This is a genomic window from Clostridium sp. AF19-22AC (genome assembly GCF_003479085.1).
Classification (GTDB): domain Bacteria; phylum Bacillota; class Clostridia; order Lachnospirales; family Lachnospiraceae; genus Faecalicatena_A; species Faecalicatena_A orotica.
The window spans coordinates 28,045-44,720 of the sequence record NZ_QUGN01000032.1; the positions used below are offsets into that span (position 1 = coordinate 28,045).

The following is a 16,676-nucleotide window of genomic DNA, read 5'->3' on the forward strand; positions in this document are numbered from 1 at the left end:
AGACAGACAGACAGACAGACAGACAGACAGACAGACAGACAGACAGACAGACAGACAGACAGACAGACAGATAATAAGGGTCTGTTTTTTTCTGATGCTGTTATTATATTGGCATTAAGCGCGCCGTTCACCGGGACTTTGTCCTGGTGAGCGGCGCGTTTTTGCATTATACAAGCCGGGTGTATGTTTTTATGTCCGGTTCTGCCAGATGAGGCAGATAATTATTAAGAAATGGAAGGAGAAAGAACATGAAAAAGAGGATTTTAGCATTTATGGTGTGTGTATGTCTGATGGCTGCAGTGTTTTTGGTGCCGTCTGTAACAGCGCTTGCAGATGGAGGGGGCAGTTGGTCAGACGAATCCAACAGGGATACTGCGTGGACAGATGGAGCGATATCCACGCCGCAACAGCTTGCGCAGTTTGCCTATTTGGTGAACTCGGGAAGTTATAATGGGAATGGAGAAGTCTGGCTTGTATCAGATATTGACCTTGCGGGAAATGAATGGGTACCGATTGGTTACCGGGATAATGATAATTTTTATTCTGGTTTGTTTAACGGCAATGGATTTACTGTAGCGAATATGAGTATTACAAATTTTACAAAAGACTACAACGAAGTAGGAGCCTATGGCCTGTTTGGAATTATTGGGGGGACTGTTCAGTATGTCAATGTAACAGGTGATATTATCTGCAGGGAATTTTCACAATACTATTATAGCGGTGGTATCGCAGGATATTCATATTATGGTAAAATCATCGGATGTACAAGTGCTGTGAATATGTCTTTTGATGCTGCCCCGAAAGTTAACGCTTCGTCTCTGGGAGGGATTGTTGGGGCAAATTATGGAGAAGTGACCGGGTGTACTAATCATGGTAATATTTATCTGCGTGACGGAAACGCATCACCAGTTGGTGGTATTACTGGAGTTAATGCAGGTATTATTGACCGCTGTCAGAACAATAGCAGCCTGCAGGGGGTAACTACTTATCTGGGCGGGATTGCTGGTCAAAGCTATTTTCAAGCAGGCTATTATAATAATCCCCAGATAACTAATTGTGTCAATACGGGCAGTATCATAGATAACAATAGTTCTGAGTGGTATTATTATGGAGGAGTCTGTGGCTATGCTAGCAGGACTGAAATAAGGAATTGCTATAATATAGGTGAGCCGGTCGATATGAAAGCCACCTATGGAAATCTGGCAGGGCAGCTAAGTGACAATCCTGCATTAGATAATTGCTATTATATGGAAAACGGGAGTTTTGGTCTTGGCTGTTACGAAAATACGTTCATAAAAGACAATCAATCATTGGATCAGGGAGAAAAACGGGTCGCTGTTGAAATGCAGTCGGAGGATTTTCTTGCAGCATTGAATGCTTCAGAAAATGCTTTTATCAGGGGGACAGACTATCCGGTGCCCGCCCCGCTGCCGTTAACTGTTACGATTCATACTGAACCAGCAGGGGCTGATTTAACTGTCATGCAGGGGGATACAGAAATTGCTCCTCAGTCAGATGGAACATATCTTCTTATTCCGGGAGATTACAGTGCGGCAGTAAATGCCGAAAATTATGCATCTAAAACAGAGGCATTTACTGTGACCTTTAATCAGGATACGCATAAAGTTAATATAGTACTTGATATCTTACCGGCTGATTATCAGGCAGTAGATGAAGCAATTGGCAAAGCAAATGCATTGAAAAAAGAAGAGTATAAAGATTTTACGGCGGTAGAATTGGCAGTGAATGCAGTTGACCGGAGCAAGAATATTACCCAGCAGGCGGAAGTAGATGCAATGGCAAAAGCAATTGAAGATGCGATTAGTGGATTGAAGTATAAAGATGCGGATTATACGAAAGTAGACGAAGCAATTGCCAAAGCAGAGAAACTGGACAAATCCAAATACAAGGATTTTACAGCGGTAGAGTCGGCTATAAAAGCGGTTGTGAGAGGAAAAAATATCACAGAACAGTCAGAAGTGGATGCTATGGCGAAAGCAATAGAGGATGCAGTTAATGGACTGGAAAAGAAGCCTGTTTCTCAAACAACTAACAAGACTACTTCCAAACCTGCAGCTAGTACAGGAAAAGGAACTCCACGAACAGGGGATTACAGTAATATGCATGTCTGGGTTGTTCTTCTACTGATTTCAGGAGTGGGAGCCATTGCCGTGATAAGTTATGTCAGAAAGAAGAAAAGAGTATAGAAAAGCAATTTGCTAAAATATGGAAGTGTGCCGCAAAATCATCATTTATAGATGATGATTTTGCGGCACCTTTTTAAGCTATGCACCTATACTCAAAAAGAAGCCTGGTCTGTTTCAGATATTCCTCAAGCGCATCCAGCTCATCTCTGTCCCCGCAGTTTATCTGGAGTAAAAAGGTATCCCCCAATGCACATTCAAACAAGGAAATTAAATCTCCGGGTTCCATGTAACACTTTCCGGCCCTGATCATGCCGCGAAAAGAAAAGTGCTCCAGCATATAGATATAATCGGAAAAATTTTGTACTGTATCCAGATGAATCGCATAAGTTGTCATAACCGGCACCTCCTGAAGTTTTATTGATTCTAATAATATTATATGGTAAAATGAGGAATCAAAACAGAATGGTTTCACAGAAAAAAGTGTGATTTTCTCAGGTGATATTAACTTGCTGATTACTTCGGAAGGTACGAGTTGGTGTATATGAAGCAGAACAAAATAACAGAGTCACTCACGGTTGTAAAAGAAATTCAGAAAAATCCGGGGGAGCAGTCTCAAGTGATACTTCCCCGGGAAATGCTGAAACATAATTATAATGAGTTAGAGCAGCATTATTTTATCCATGATCTGCAGAATCTTACGTCGGGGTTTCCTGAAAATGAAAATATTTATATATTAGGCCATGAAGTGACAGAAGATTTCCCGAGGCATAATCATGACTTTTTTGAGATGAGTTATGTGTGCCAGGGGGAGATTCTCAATGTGATCGATGATGTGGAACTCTATATGAACCCCGGCGATATGATCCTGCTTAACCAGTATGCACTGCAGGAAATACGCTGCATCAACCCCAAGGCGCTTTTGATTAATATCTGCATAAAAGAAGAGCTTTTTTCCAGAACACTGAAAGAGTTTGTTATGGATAATAACCCAATATCGGAATTTCTGCGCCATGATAATCGGGAAAAGCAGAAATACATGTTTTTCTCAACCGGATACAGCAGAGAGATTCCTGTATTTATGAATAATATGGTAGAGGAATATACACAGGCTGGCTTCCACCAGACATTTTCTCTGGAGGCGTGGCTGCTTCTTTTGTTTGACAGCCTTGTAAAAAGCGGGCGGTACAGTTACTCGGGAATTGATAAAAATGCGCTGAAAATCATTCAGTATATTCAGGAACACTGCATCCATGAAAGCATGGAAAGGATGGCATCGGAGCTTGGATATAATGCAAATTATCTGACCGGGTACATTAAAAAGCATACGGGCAGGAACTGCCGGGAGATTATGAAGGAGGCCAGACTTAAGGAGGCCCTGCGGCTGCTGGCAGATACAGCCCTTTCGGTTTATGAGGTCTCGGAGGCATGCGGGTATGCGAGCCCCAGTCATTTCTTCAGGATATTCAAAGAGACCTATCAGATGTCCCCGAAAGAGTACCAAAGGCAGATTCATAAGAACACTATGCAGTAAAATAAGAAACAGGAGATACGGTGTAATGAAAAATAAAGTAGTCATAGCAGGTGCGGCGATTGTCGACATACTCGTGTCACCGGCAGAGCCGGATGTCTTTCAGACGGGTTCTTATCCGGCCGAGACGATTCATATGTCAGTAGGCGGGGATGCCTTGAATGAGGCGACCATTCTTTCAAAACTTGGAGTAGACGTAAGATTGGAAACTGTAATCGGCGGTGATATGGCTGGGGAGATGCTCTGGAATCACTGCAGACAGACGGGAATTGAAATCAATACACGCTGTAAGCGTAAAGAGATGGATACAGGGATTAATGTAGTGCTCGTAAAAAAAGACGGAGAACGCGTATTTCTGACGAATCCCCACGGCAGCCTGAGGAAACTTTCACCGGGCGATATTATGCTGCCTTTCCCGGAAGATGCCGGGATCTTATGTTTTGCAAGTATTTTTGTGTTTCCGATGATAAATGATGCAGAGATGGCATCCATCTTCAGGCAGGCAAAATCTCAGGGAATGACAGTATGCGCGGATATGACTAAATGTAAAAATGGGGAGACGGCCGCGGATATCGCGGAATCTCTTAAGTTAATTGATTATCTGATGCCAAACAAAGAAGAAGCAATGCTGGTGACGCAAAGCAGCTCGGTGGAAGAGGCGGCAAAATGCCTTCTCGATGCAGGGGTTCAGAATGTTGTAATCAAATGTGGTGCGGATGGCTGCTTTGTGAAAAACAAAGAGTGTGAAATGTGGATAACTGCTGAAAAAGATGTGGTTTGTGTGGATACGACAGGTGCGGGAGACAGCTTTGCAGCCGGATTTATTTATGGCCTGCACCAAGGTTTTTCATTGGAGGCATGTGCAAAGTATGCCAATCAATGCGGTGCAAAATCGGTAGCCCGGATAGGTGCGGCAGACTGGTCGTTTCAAAATGATAACTGATGGGAGTATGTGTAAAATTATCCTGCCAATACGAAAAGTGCACAAATAATGCATACTCAACTATATTGTAAATTGACGAAATTTAATCTTCTGGTAGAAAAATCCTTACAGGAAAAGCTGCAAAATGATAAAATATATTTATAATCAGGAGCAGGATGACGCTTTGAAAGGAAGGATGTACAGCATGAAACCGGGTGAAGTTGTTGTTTACAAGTGTAAGGGTATTTATAAAATCGAAAATGTCGGCACCCTGAATTTTTCGTTTGCGGATAGGAAGAAGAAATATTATACCCTTCAGTCATTAGATGATTCCAAAGAGAAGGCATATGTCCCTGCTGAGGACAATGTAAATGTCAGAAAGCCGCTGAAACGGGATGAGGCGTTGGAACTGATTCATAACATCGACGCCATAGATGTTCTCTGGATCCAGAATGAAAAGCTGAGGGAAAAAGAGTATAAGGAATGTATCTCAAACTACAGCCCCAAAGAGTGGATTTGTGTATTGAAGACCTTGTATAAGCGCACAGTGAGCAGGGGATCTGTCACCAGTATGGACAAAAAGTACCGGCAGCTGATCGAGCATGCACTATACAGTGAATTAGCTTATGCGTTGGAGATACCGGTTAACAAGGTAGAGAAATTCATTCAGGAGGAAGCAGAACAACATATATTGTAAGGAAGACAAAGATGTTTTATGGGAAAATGGAGCCGGGCTCCTGTGCATATGAATAAACTTTCATGCGCAGGGAACGGCTCCATTTCTTTTGTTGTAAAATAATAGATAATTTGTGTAAATGGAATTGACAAAAGTATTATTTGTATTATAATAAATAATACAAAAAGTGATAAACGTATATAAAAGCTATCTTATAAAGCAGACTACTGCGGATATCTGGTTTTAAGGAGGTGGATGTTTTGATTATAGAACTGAATATGGCTGGGGAGGTTCCTATTTATGTTCAGCTAAGGAATCAGATTGTTATGGGAATCGGAAAGGGTGAGCTTAAGGTCGGTGAAAAGCTCCCTACTGTGCGCCAGATGGCACTTGACGCGGGGGTAAATACTATGACAGTGAACAAAGCCTACCAGGTTTTGAAAGCAGAGGGATTTATTGAGATAGACCGGCGGCACGGCGCTACTGTCCGGCCGGCAGAGGATGTAAGCGGGGCATTCAGAGAAAAACTGGAAGAAGAATTGGAACTGCTGAGTGCCGAGGCAAGGCTGAAAGGCGTGGAACAGTCGGAGTTTCTGGCCCTTTGCGAGAAGATATTCTCCGGCATGAGTCCTGAATGGGAGACTGTATAAAAGACAGGGGAGCATTATAAGAAAAGCAGTATCATAAGACAGAATCAGCGGAGGTATGGCAGATGATATTTTCACTCATGTTTGCATTTATTGATCTATTTATCATAATTATTTTTATGGCTGTCTACGGTCGGAAGAAAAAGTATAGTGAGGGGATGCTTCTGGGAGTGCACATTCCGGCTTATGCGATGCAGGACCCGGAGGTGGTGGCCTTTCTGGAGGATCACGACAAGAGGTCAAAATGGTTTTATGCTGCGAACGTGATCATTTCTACTGCAATATGTTTTTTGAATCTTTTCTATTTCTCTGCCTTTATTACATTGTGGTGCCTGTGGCTGCTGGTTTTTTGCTATGGAGCCTTTTTTCTCTTATTCAGGGATCACAGAAGAATGTATGATTTAAAAGTGAAGCGGGGGTGGCAGGGGGCATCCGGCAGTAAAATCGTTGTGGTTGATACGAATGTCAGTGCGTCCGGCGCTAAACTTCCATTCTCTGTCCTGTGGCATCTCCCTGTACTGGCAGCCGGGACAGCGCTTACTTTTGTCCCGGGGATCAGCAGGCTTATGAAGTATTCTGCAAGCTGGATATTTATCCTTATTTTTGGATCGATGTTCCTTCTGTTTTTCTGTATGCATTTGGTGACAAACAGGGTGCGCAATAAGGTTTACAGCAATGACTCAAAGATAAATCTTCAGGTCAACCAGTTGGAAAAACGTGTTTTCTCAATGGTCTGGCTTTCGGGGGATTATGCGAACCTGACAGCCTATGCCGTGTTTGTTTATTTTACGGTAAAACAGGAATGGATGGGCAGCTGGGCGCTCATATGCTATATTTCTATCCATACCGCGGTTGGACTGGCAGTGCTAGCAGGCATGTATTACCTAAGTTTTAAAAAGAAAGAAATTCTGGACACAGATGATAAACCATTGTTTTTAGATGACGATATTTACTGGAAGAACGGATGGTACAGCAATCCGAACGATAAGAGGCTGTGGGTGCAGGACCGGTTCTGCAGCGCCAACTATACTACGAATATGGCCCGCCCGGCAGGCAAAATATTGACAATTGGTATGGTGGCAGTTGTTGGCGTCATGCTGGTATGGATGTGCGCCATGTTTTTAAAAATAGACCTGACTCCCCGGTATTTAAAAGTCGAGGGAGAGAAAGTAACGGTATCTGCACCATTTTATTCGATTGATTTCAATGTAGACGAGATTAAGGATATAGAACTGGTGGACCGACTGCCGGAAGGCAGTTTCACAAGGACGAACGGGATGTCGGATAATAAGCAGATGCTTGGAAAATTTGAGGGGAAAGAAGCAGGCGAACTGAGGATGTATATCTTCAGAGATTATTCTCCTATTTTGAAAATTGAACTGCCGGATTATACGGTGTATATTAACAGCCAGAAAGAAGGAGAAGCAGAGCAGTGGTACAGAGAACTGCTGCTGCTGTCCGTTCAATCTGATGCACTTCATGGCGCGGAATCGGAATCAATGAAAGGGCAGTCGCGGTAGTTTAATAAAATGTTTGCAATGTGAAAGTACACATGCTAAAATTGTATTATATACAATACAATTTGGGGTGAAACTATGAATGTAAATAGTCCTATACCTCTATACCATCAGTTTGCAGAGGAGATTCGGAGTCAGATCATAAAGGGAGAATTGAAGCCCGGAGAAAAGCTTCGAGCGGAAGGCTGGTATGTCGGGCATTATAATGTCAGCCGCGTGACTGTAAGGAAAGGGCTGGAGGAACTCGTACAAAGCGGATATGTAGTGCACGAAACGAATAAACGGTATTACGTGAATGAAGGCAGTTTTGAAAATTGGAGCCATAAAGAAAGTGTTTATGAGATTTTAACCTCAAGAGGGATAAAAGTAACTTCTAAGATTCTGAAGATGGAACTTCAGAAGGCCGATGATAAAGTAAAGGCCGGACTGGATTGCAGCCAGAATGATCCGGTAGTTATGATATACCGCCTGAGGCTTGCGGATGGAGAACCATTCGCACTGCAGAAGATATGGCTGTTGGAGTCAATGTTTCCTGAATTTAATCCGTGGGAACTTGTACAGGGTTCTCTGAGAAAGACAATGGAACAGAAGTATTGTTATCAAATATTAAATACCAGAGAAGCGATCAACGCCTGTATGCCTGATGATGAGATGATGCTGTACCTTCAGATGGATGAGCCGCAGCCTTTAGTGCATATTCTGACTAAGGCACTGACAGAAAATAATCTGGTGGCAGAGTATTCAGAAACTTTTTTTTTAACAGAAAAATTTGATTATATTATAGAGCATTAAGCTTTGATGAATGAAAAACGTTCCTTTATGGAACGTTTTTTGCGTAAAATTGTAGCATATAAAATACAATTATTTATAGTATATCTTGACAAATGTATTATAAATGATACAATAAAGAAAAATGAAGTCGAAAAATGTAATAAGAAAGGAAGGGAAATGTAATGGAATACAGACAATTAGGAAAAACTGATTTGAAGGTATCACCAGTTGCATTAGGTACCTGGGCTATTGGCGGCAAGAACTGGGGAGAGGTAAATGACGGGGACTCTATAAGGGCAATACATAAAATGATTGATAATGGTGTCAACTTTATAGATTGCGCGCCAACCTATGGGATGGGGCATGCAGAGGAAGTACTCGGCAAAGCACTAAAAGGAAAAAGAGAGGAAATTATCCTTCTCACAAAATGTGGAATCAGATGGCCCGATGAGGCACATAAGGATTTCAGCAAAGGCGCAATTCGTGACAGCAGTAAGAAAAGTCTGATGAAACAGGTTGATGATTCTTTAAGACGTCTTCAGACAGACTTCATAGATGTCTATTTGATTCATTGGCCGGATGTAAACACACCTTTGGAAGAAACAGCAGAAGCGCTGAAGGAGATGAAGGCAGCAGGAAAAATAAGATATACCGGAATCTCTAATTTTACAGAGCCGATGCTGAGCCAGTTGTATTCACTGGGGGTTCTTGATGTTGTGCAGTTCCCGTATTCGATGGTGAATAAAACAAGGGAAGCAGATTTAAAGAAATATTATGATTTGGGCGTTGGAACTATGAGCTACGGTTCACTTGGAGCAGGAATCCTGACAGGGGCGGTCAGAAAACTGCCAAACTTTGAACCAGGGGATGCGAGACTAGGATTTTATGACTTCTTTGAAGAACCAAAGTTTTCAAAAGTTATGGAATTATTAAAGGTTATGGATGCCATATCTGATAATAGGCACCACGTGCCGCTTGCACAGATCGCATTGAATTGGAATATTCAGAAAGGAATAGTGACTTCCTCTATCATGGGAGTACGCAATGAAGCAGAGGCAGATGAAAACTGTGCAGCATTAAACTGGAAATTGAATGAGGAAGAAATGAAAGAATTGGATGATTCAATCGATAGAATAATGGCTGATTAAATGGAAGGGTAGAAACTATGAAAAAGATTTATACAGTTTGCGGTGAGATTTCCACAAAAGAACTAGGATGTACCCTCTTGCATGAGCATCTTGTTGCAACTGATTGATGGGGATCCCCGGCTGGCTTGATTTTGAAGCGGTTTGCAGGGAAGTCGGTGAAAAGCTCAGGGTGATCAGCCAACAATATGGAATCCATACGATTGGGGATTTAAGTACATGGGGGCTTGGACGGGATGTAAACATCATGAGGCGTATTTCTGAGATTTCGGGAGTTCATATTTTTTGTGCTACGGGATTTTATGCAGATGATAAACCGTTTTTCAGAGGGGCAAGCGATGAAACTATGCTTGAATATTTAATGGGAGAAATTCATGATGGAATACGGGGAACCGGAATTCGTCCGGCAGTAATTAAGTGTGCGACGACAGAAAAAGGGGTTACACCCCATAATGAACGACAGCTTTGGGTTTGTGCAAAGGCACAGATGGCAAGCGGGCTGCCTCTTTTTACCCATACTTATCCCCACAACGAAAGTGGTTTGAAGCAGCAGGATGTCTTTGAAAAGGCTGGCGTTGACTTAAGACATGTTGTGATTGGGCATTGCGGTGATTCAAACGAGATAGAATATTTAGAGAAAATCCTGAAGCGAGGAAGTTATATCGGACTGGACAGATTTGGCCAGGATAAACACAATACATTTGAAAATAGAATGGCCGTATTGATTGAATTACTGAAACGGGGATATATCCGGCAGATTATCATTTCACATGACCACATTTGTTATGAAAATAATGATAAATACGACAGAAAAGCGAGAGTAGAAATGGAAGATGAAACGATTGACCTGAGATATATTCACCGGTTTGTGATTCCCAGATTGAAAGGGGCAGGTTTTTCGGATCGTGATGTAGAGCAGTTGTTGGTAGAAAACCCAAAAGATATTTTTGAAAAATAGGCAATGGAAAGAGGAATGGATTATGGGATTAATAAAATTGAGTAAAGTTTTAACGCCTGCAATGGAGCAGGGATATGCAGTAGGAGCTTTCAATACGGCAGATTTTAATTATACAGAAGGTCTGGCCCGTGCAGCGGAAGAGTCAGGCAAACCACTTATCATGATGCTTCCCAGTTATTATTTTGATATGCAGGATATGGAATCATTTTATGACTTTAATTTGGATCGAATAAAAAAGTCTACAGGTAATATTGTATATCATCTGGATCATGGACAAAGCTTTGATATTTGCATGAAGGGCATTCATGCGGGATGTAACTCTATTATGTTTGATGGCTCCAGGCTTCCGTTTGAAGAAAATATAGCAATCACAAAAGAGATTGTAAAGATTGCCCATGCGTGTAATGTAGAGGTCGAAGCTGAGATCGGACATGTGGCTGCGCCGGAGGGGAATCCTGAGGGCAGTGTGGCAAAAGAAGAATTTTTTACGAATCCGGATGATGCGGTAACCTTTGCAAAAGAGACCGGCGTTGATGCATTGGCTGTAGCAGTGGGCACCGTGCATGGAGTATACCGCGGCAGACCCAAATTGGATTACGAGAGACTGAAGGAGATCAGAAGAAGGGTAGACGTTCCTCTGGTTATGCATGGTGGGAGTGGACTGCCTGAGGAAGATTTCCAGAATGCGATTAAACTTGGAATTACAAAAGTGAACTTTTTCACAGAAATGATGCTTAAGACAATAACGAATATGTACAATGCCATAGAAGAAAAGAATGGAAAACCACGTTATATTGATTTGCAGCAGTTAATCGTCAAAACTGTCAAGGAATGCGCTGAGGAGCAGATGGAGATATTTGGGACTCCTCCTATGAAATGAGGGAATAATAAGGGCAGGTCATGATAACAAAAAGAAAACGAAACACAAAGAACTCCATGTGAAGGGGATGCTCCCTGCATGGAGTTCTTTCTTGTTTACAGTGGGAAATTCTATCTTTTGACTCACTAACTTGGCACAGTATTTGCGTAATATAAAGATAGATGGATTAGTGAGTGTATCAAATCAAAAGGAGGTTTTAACATGTTAGTGACTATGAAGGCAATTCTGGACCGTGCCAGCAGAGAAAATTATGGTGTAGCAGCCCCCAACATTTTTAGTGAGTTAGATGCAAGGGCGTTTATAGAGGCGGCGGAGGAGCTGCAGGCGCCATTGATTCTGGATATCGGTGCAAAAGGGTGCAAGGATATGTACTTTCTTGGACATCTGGTAAGGGACCTGGCCCGAAATGCAACCGTACCAATTGCAATCAATTTGGATCATGGCGGAGACATATCGGAGATTTACAGGGCGATTCAGGCCGGGTTTACATCTGTTATGGTAGATCGTTCGACGTTATCCTTTGAGGAAAATGTCAAGCAGGTTAAAGAAGTTGTTGATATTGCTCATTCAATAGGTCTTTCTGTTGAGGCAGAGTTAGGGCATGTAGGTCAGGCAGTCCAGTACGATGTGGATAGAGATGCAGCACTGACAAGTGTAGAAGATGCTGTAAGATTTATTGAATTAACAGGAGTTGACTGTCTTGCAGTAGCAATTGGAACAGCGCATGGGATATATCCGGAAGGTTTTGTGCCATACTTAGATTTTGAGAGACTATCAGAAATAAAAAAAGCAGTTAATCAATTTCCACTTGTACTTCATGGGTCATCAGGAACAGACAATGAGTCCCTTGCCAAAGCGTGCTCTATGGGGATAAATAAAATTAACATATGCGGAGAATTGTGTCAGGCAGCCAGTGAGGCTGTGCAGAGAGCAGACCTGTCGGGCAATAAAGCATATTCCGTATATGATGTTTCCCGGGATGCATCAAAAGCAAAATTAAAAGAAAAGATGAAGGTATATGGATCCGAAGGCAAAGCATGGCTGGCTAAACCGGAAGGTGTTCATGCGGTTAACAGTGACTTATTCGGTTAGGATACCGTATACCAGGAGGGAGGAATCATAATGGGTAAAATAGCACTTTGCAGAGTGGATTACAGGCTGGCCCACGGGCAGGTTGCTTTTACATGGGTCAGGGCACTGAATGCAAAAAAAATAGTGATTTTTGATAACGAGGTGGCAAAAGATAAACTGTCATTAAAGATTATGCAGACAGGCATGAAAGGGACTAAAGTCGTTGCGTATCCTATCGAAAAAGGTGTACAGGAATACATGGAGACAAAGTTTGGACCCGGAAATATTATCGTGATTTTTAGAAATGTGGAAAATGCATATAAAGCTTACCAGCTTGGATTCAAATTTAACCATTTGAATGTGGCACAAGTTCCGATGGAAGAGGGCAGGAGACATGTTGTAGCAACCATTTGCTTAAATGATAAAGAAATGGAAATGCTGACAGAACTGCATAATGATGGCGTAGATGTTTATAATCACCAGACTATTACAGATACAAAAAACAGTTATGAAACGATCTTAAAGATAATGACAAAATAGGCATTAACATTGAACGTAAAGGAAATGCATTACAAGGAGGAGCAGGAAATGGCAAAAAAAATGTTAGTTGTATCAGAACATCAGGAAAACTACGAACGATTCAGCAAAGGTGCAGTTTATGATGTGTTTAAACGTACGGCAGATAAGTACGGCTATGATCTGGAAGTGGTATACGATGATGGTCTGGGCTGTGAGGGGGATGGATGGCGGGAGGCCGCGCTTAAAGTGGAGACAAAGGGACCGGGATGGGTAAGACATTCGCCGGAATTTTTAAAAGCGGTAGAAGATGCAAATATTATTGTCGTATCCTTTTCAGCTGTGGGAAGACAATTACTTGACGCGGCGAAAAATCTGGAACTGGTAGCTGTTATGAGAAGCGGAATAGAAAATATCGACATGGAGGCATGCAGGGAAAAAGGGGTTCCGGTCTGCAATGCACCAGGAAGGGTATCAGAGCCGGTGGCTGATTTTACATCTGCATTGATTCTTGATATTAACAGGGGGATTACTTACGTAAATAAATTCTGGAAGCCCGGTATGGAAGAAGAACTGCTGCCCTATTTTCATCCGGAATTATATAAAGACCTGACGATTGGTATGGTTGGGTTCGGTATCATAGGAAGGAAAGTACTTCACAGACTTAAAAATTTTGGATTTAAGTTTATTGCATATGACCCTTATGTCAAACAAGAAGATGTGGCAGATCTGGGTGTGGAAATTATGTCATTGGATGAAGTGATGTCAAAAGCAGATACAGTAACGGTCCATGCAAGACTCCTTCCTGAGACGAAAAATCTTATAGGGGCACATGAGATATCTCTCATGAAGGAAAGTGCGTTTTTGGTAAATACGGCAAGGGGAGGTCTGGTCGACGAGAATGCATTGATTGAAGCATTAAAGGCAAGGAAAATAAGAGGGGCGGCGCTTGATGTATTAAAAACTGAACCCCTGCCAGATGATCACGTACTGAGGACGCTGGATAATGTAATCCTGACTCCCCATATGGCAGGGATGGCAGGAAATATGTTTGTGGTGTCTGCGGAAATTATTATGTCAGATGTTTCGGAATTTATGGCGGGGAGGCCTCTGCACAGTCAGATTAAATAAATGTTATGTAAAGAGAAGAATGGGAGAGCGTAGTGTGCTGTACAAATACATCAGGGTATAACAGTGCATAGCATAAGAAAGGAGAACCGTATGTCGTTTACTTTTTTTGAAGCACTTATTGTAGGTATTTTATACTATTTAGCATATTGTGAATTCAGTATTCCTTTTATCGGGGCCGGATGGCAGGACCCGGTAACAATTGGCTTTTTAATCGGTCTTGTGTATGGAGATGTTAAGACAGGCCTTGTTGTAGGGGCCTCCATAGGCATGATGTACATATCAAATATAGCGGTAGGAGGCAATCTGCCGTCAGACGGAGTGCTCGCGGCATGCGTCACTGTCCCGATATCTATAAAGTTTGGCCTGGATGCAACAACTGCCGTTGCCTTTTCCATACCATTTGCAGTATTAGGAACATTTGTTGATAATGGTCGTCGTTTAGTTAACGGTATGTGGAACCGGCGTGCAGTTACACATGTAGAGAATGAACAGTACAAGAAATTGTGGGTGGATGCGATTTTAGGTCCATCTGTGGTATCAATGCTGTTTCGAATTGTACCATTAACTCTGCTGCTTTGGCTGTTCGGAGGAGCGGCAGGGGATATTGTCTCACAGCTGCCGGCATGGCTTAGCAATGGATTATCTGTTATTGGCGGGATGCTGCCTGGTTTGGGGTTAGTGCTCTGTGTAAACTTTATGGGAAAGAAAGAGCTTCTTCCATATTTTCTGGTGGGATTTTACGCAATAACCCTTGGAAAAGTAAGTATCGTGTTTGTTGCATTGATCGGTGTATGCCTCGCATTTTTGCATGTTCAATTCTCCGCATCCAGATTTGAAGAGGACGATGAAGAAGACTACGAGGAGGAATATGAAGAGGATGATACATCACAGTCGATCTATGGAGATGGCTGTGCATTTAAGAGCAAAGGGCATCTGTATTGGTGGGGATTTAAGTTCTGCTGTTTCTTCCGTATTTCACAGTGTCTGGAATACTTTTATGGTACGGGTATTGGATACATGATGCTGGAACCGTTAAAGCGTGTTTATCAGGAAAACCGTGAAGGATATAAAACAGCAATACTCAGGCATTTACAGCCATTCATTACAAACCCGTCATGGGGGGCTGCACTGGTTACAGGATCTATCGCAATGGAGGAAGACATTGCAAAACATGGTGATCCGTCAGGTGAAAAAGGCGAAGCAATCCAGACATTTAAGACAAGTCTTATGGGACCTCTGGCAGGAATTGGTGACAGCTTCGAGGGATCTATCATGATGCCGCTTTTTAAATCAATTTGTTATCCGCTTGCACTGGCCGGCAATGTATTGGGTGCATTTCCATATGTATTGTGGTTTGGCTGGATGACAATTGTAGCACTTTTTATGGATAAACTTGGATATGAACAGGGAAGGAAAGGCATTGCAAAGTTAATTAATAGTCCCATCGTTAATAAGGTACTTTATGGTGCGGGTGTCCTTGGAATCATGATGATGGGTGCACTTTCAGCAAGTTATGTGTCACTGAATATTAAAATCGGCTGGGAGACAAGTATGGGTGCAACAGATGTGGCATCAATTGTAAACGGCTTAATTCCGAGTTTCTTTACACTGCTGTTTTTAGGTATCTGCTATCTGCTGTTAAGCAAAGGAAAGTCATTTGTTAAAGTATTAATTGGTGTTGTTATATTTGGTCTGTTAGGTTCCTTGATAGGGATTGTTTAGGTCTGGTCAAAACAAAAATTAGAGGAGGAATGCAGCGTGAAAATTATTTTAGCATCACATGGCGACCTGGCAAAAGCATTTCTGGATGCAGCAAAAATGATTGTAGGGCCACAGGAAGATGTATTTGCTTTTGGGTTATATCCGGAAGCGAGCCTTGAGAAGTTTGAAAAAGATATCACAGAAAAAATCAAAGAATTTACAGAGCAGGGAGAAGACGTCATTGTCTTTACAGATGTTTTTTTCGGAACACCGTTCAATGCAGTGGTACACATAATGAATTGTTTGAAATTTTATCACTTTACAGGGATCAGTCTTCCTATTTTGCTGGAGGTACTTTCTCTAAAAGATATAGAAGATGCGGAAACGCTGAATGCCCATATTTTAGAAAAAAGCAGTTCAGTTTTTATAAACGTGAATCATTTTCTAGAGGAACAAAATTAGATTAATCTAAACGTTATCTAAGGATGTTTGATAAAAGAAAGGAGCCGGGAAAATGTATATTTTTATTTTTGCAGTGACTTTTATTATTTTAGTGCTGGTACAATTGGGAATTGACCGTATGAGTTTCAGCAGGATCGGAAAGTGTGAAATGGAGGTAAAAAGTACGGTTGAAAAGATGGATCTGCTGACCCAATTCTTTCGAACCAGCCTCTGTTTTCTGATTGCAGGTTACTACATTTATAAAACAGGAAATGAGTTTTCCTATCACATCATGATTTTTACAGCAATTATGGGGGCACTGGCAAGTAAAATCTTTTTCCCGGTCATCACAATTTCCTGTTTTTCTGATGCATGTGGAATTTATGAAAATGGAATTGTCACGATGTGTGGTACGAAGTATTTTAAAAACGTAAAATCATTTTCCGTCCATGTTAGAAGCGACGCAGCCATAGCTGATAAAAAAATGATGCTTGTATTTCAGTCGAGGTTCCCTTATGTATCCAGACCATCTTATTTTTATATCAGTAAAAAGAATTATAACCGTGCGGAAAAATTACTGGCAAAAAAATATCATGTATCGAAGGTACAGGCATAAAGGAGAAGC

The 16,676-nt window shown here is 41.8% G+C and carries 17 protein-coding genes; 16 read left to right on the top strand and 1 reads right to left on the bottom strand.

What is annotated here, in order from left to right; genetic code table 11:
• Positions 1–248 precede the first annotated feature (248 nt).
• Positions 249–2,207 (top strand): hypothetical protein, encoded by a 1,959-nt coding sequence (locus DWX43_RS24275; protein WP_118622430.1) that lies wholly within the window; start codon positions 249–251, stop codon positions 2,205–2,207.
• Positions 2,208–2,280: 73 nt separating this feature from the next.
• Here the strand turns inward: DWX43_RS24275 and DWX43_RS24280 are convergent, their stop codons facing one another.
• A complete protein-coding gene (locus tag DWX43_RS24280) occupies positions 2,281–2,541 on the bottom strand; it encodes a hypothetical protein (protein ID WP_118622432.1) in 261 nt (86 codons plus the stop codon).
• 147 nt (positions 2,542–2,688) lie between these two features.
• Between DWX43_RS24280 and DWX43_RS24285 the strand changes: the two genes are divergently transcribed.
• The 15 genes from DWX43_RS24285 (at position 2,689) to DWX43_RS24355 (ending at position 16,667) form a co-directional block, all read left to right on the top strand.
• Complete coding sequence (locus DWX43_RS24285) at positions 2,689–3,678, top strand: helix-turn-helix domain-containing protein (protein WP_147356330.1); 990 nt, start codon at positions 2,689–2,691, stop codon at positions 3,676–3,678.
• Positions 3,679–3,703: 25 nt separating this feature from the next.
• Positions 3,704–4,618 carry a sugar kinase gene (locus tag DWX43_RS24290; RefSeq protein WP_118622436.1) on the top strand — a complete coding sequence of 305 codons (915 nt, stop codon included), beginning with the start codon at positions 3,704–3,706 and terminating at the stop codon, positions 4,616–4,618.
• 124 nt (positions 4,619–4,742) lie between these two features.
• On the top strand, positions 4,743–5,294 hold the full coding sequence (locus DWX43_RS24295) for a CarD family transcriptional regulator (protein ID WP_243099462.1): 552 nt from the start codon (positions 4,743–4,745) through the stop codon (positions 5,292–5,294).
• 239 nt (positions 5,295–5,533) lie between these two features.
• Positions 5,534–5,923: a GntR family transcriptional regulator gene (locus DWX43_RS24300; protein WP_109733951.1), complete on the top strand. Its 390-nt coding sequence runs from the start codon at positions 5,534–5,536 to the stop codon at positions 5,921–5,923.
• 62 nt (positions 5,924–5,985) lie between these two features.
• Positions 5,986–7,440: a hypothetical protein gene (locus DWX43_RS24305; protein WP_118622438.1), complete on the top strand. Its 1,455-nt coding sequence runs from the start codon at positions 5,986–5,988 to the stop codon at positions 7,438–7,440.
• Positions 7,441–7,515: 75 nt separating this feature from the next.
• Positions 7,516–8,229 (top strand): GntR family transcriptional regulator, encoded by a 714-nt coding sequence (locus DWX43_RS24310; RefSeq protein ID WP_118622440.1) that lies wholly within the window; start codon positions 7,516–7,518, stop codon positions 8,227–8,229.
• Positions 8,230–8,390: 161 nt separating this feature from the next.
• Positions 8,391–9,356, top strand: a complete 966-nt coding sequence (locus tag DWX43_RS24315) for an aldo/keto reductase (RefSeq protein WP_118622442.1) — start codon at positions 8,391–8,393, stop codon at positions 9,354–9,356.
• A 106-nt stretch (positions 9,357–9,462) separates the two neighbouring features.
• The gene (locus DWX43_RS24320) at positions 9,463–10,311 is read left to right on the top strand and encodes a phosphotriesterase-related protein (protein WP_182440810.1); all 849 of its coding nucleotides are present in this window, start codon (positions 9,463–9,465) and stop codon (positions 10,309–10,311) included.
• A 22-nt stretch (positions 10,312–10,333) separates the two neighbouring features.
• The gene (locus DWX43_RS24325) at positions 10,334–11,191 is read left to right on the top strand and encodes a class II fructose-bisphosphate aldolase (RefSeq protein WP_118622446.1); all 858 of its coding nucleotides are present in this window, start codon (positions 10,334–10,336) and stop codon (positions 11,189–11,191) included.
• A gap of 201 nt (positions 11,192–11,392) precedes the next feature.
• On the top strand, positions 11,393–12,283 hold the full coding sequence (locus DWX43_RS24330; RefSeq protein ID WP_118622448.1) for a class II fructose-bisphosphate aldolase: 891 nt from the start codon (positions 11,393–11,395) through the stop codon (positions 12,281–12,283).
• 30 nt (positions 12,284–12,313) lie between these two features.
• Positions 12,314–12,802, top strand: a complete 489-nt coding sequence (locus DWX43_RS24335) for a PTS sugar transporter subunit IIB (RefSeq protein ID WP_118622450.1) — start codon at positions 12,314–12,316, stop codon at positions 12,800–12,802.
• Positions 12,803–12,850: 48 nt separating this feature from the next.
• Entirely contained in the window at positions 12,851–13,909 is a 1,059-nt protein-coding gene (locus tag DWX43_RS24340; protein WP_182440811.1) for a 2-hydroxyacid dehydrogenase, read from the top strand.
• 90 nt (positions 13,910–13,999) lie between these two features.
• A complete protein-coding gene (locus tag DWX43_RS24345; RefSeq protein WP_118622454.1) occupies positions 14,000–15,631 on the top strand; it encodes a PTS system mannose/fructose/sorbose family transporter subunit IID in 1,632 nt (543 codons plus the stop codon).
• A 36-nt stretch (positions 15,632–15,667) separates the two neighbouring features.
• Complete coding sequence (locus DWX43_RS24350; protein WP_118622456.1) at positions 15,668–16,072, top strand: PTS mannose transporter subunit IIA; 405 nt, start codon at positions 15,668–15,670, stop codon at positions 16,070–16,072.
• A gap of 52 nt (positions 16,073–16,124) precedes the next feature.
• Complete coding sequence (locus tag DWX43_RS24355) at positions 16,125–16,667, top strand: hypothetical protein (RefSeq protein WP_118622458.1); 543 nt, start codon at positions 16,125–16,127, stop codon at positions 16,665–16,667.
• Positions 16,668–16,676: the final 9 nt, after the last annotated feature.

Bases quoted from the DNA above. Each gene is read 5' to 3' on its own strand.
- DWX43_RS24320 (WP_182440810.1), top strand. From the start codon at position 9,463: ATGGGGATCCCCGGCTGGCTTGATTTTGAAGCGGTTTGCAGGGAAGTC.
- DWX43_RS24275 (WP_118622430.1), top strand. From the start codon at position 249: ATGAAAAAGAGGATTTTAGCATTTATGGTGTGTGTATGTCTGATGGCT.
- DWX43_RS24315 (WP_118622442.1), top strand. From the start codon at position 8,391: ATGGAATACAGACAATTAGGAAAAACTGATTTGAAGGTATCACCAGTT.
- DWX43_RS24285 (WP_147356330.1), top strand. From the start codon at position 2,689: ATGAAGCAGAACAAAATAACAGAGTCACTCACGGTTGTAAAAGAAATT.
- DWX43_RS24335 (WP_118622450.1), top strand. From the start codon at position 12,314: ATGGGTAAAATAGCACTTTGCAGAGTGGATTACAGGCTGGCCCACGGG.
- DWX43_RS24280 (WP_118622432.1), bottom strand. From the start codon at position 2,541: ATGACAACTTATGCGATTCATCTGGATACAGTACAAAATTTTTCCGAT.
- DWX43_RS24305 (WP_118622438.1), top strand. From the start codon at position 5,986: ATGATATTTTCACTCATGTTTGCATTTATTGATCTATTTATCATAATT.
- DWX43_RS24340 (WP_182440811.1), top strand. From the start codon at position 12,851: ATGGCAAAAAAAATGTTAGTTGTATCAGAACATCAGGAAAACTACGAA.
- DWX43_RS24290 (WP_118622436.1), top strand. From the start codon at position 3,704: ATGAAAAATAAAGTAGTCATAGCAGGTGCGGCGATTGTCGACATACTC.
- DWX43_RS24325 (WP_118622446.1), top strand. From the start codon at position 10,334: ATGGGATTAATAAAATTGAGTAAAGTTTTAACGCCTGCAATGGAGCAG.
- DWX43_RS24330 (WP_118622448.1), top strand. From the start codon at position 11,393: ATGTTAGTGACTATGAAGGCAATTCTGGACCGTGCCAGCAGAGAAAAT.
- DWX43_RS24310 (WP_118622440.1), top strand. From the start codon at position 7,516: ATGAATGTAAATAGTCCTATACCTCTATACCATCAGTTTGCAGAGGAG.
- DWX43_RS24355 (WP_118622458.1), top strand. From the start codon at position 16,125: ATGTATATTTTTATTTTTGCAGTGACTTTTATTATTTTAGTGCTGGTA.
- DWX43_RS24345 (WP_118622454.1), top strand. From the start codon at position 14,000: ATGTCGTTTACTTTTTTTGAAGCACTTATTGTAGGTATTTTATACTAT.
- DWX43_RS24295 (WP_243099462.1), top strand. From the start codon at position 4,743: ATGATAAAATATATTTATAATCAGGAGCAGGATGACGCTTTGAAAGGA.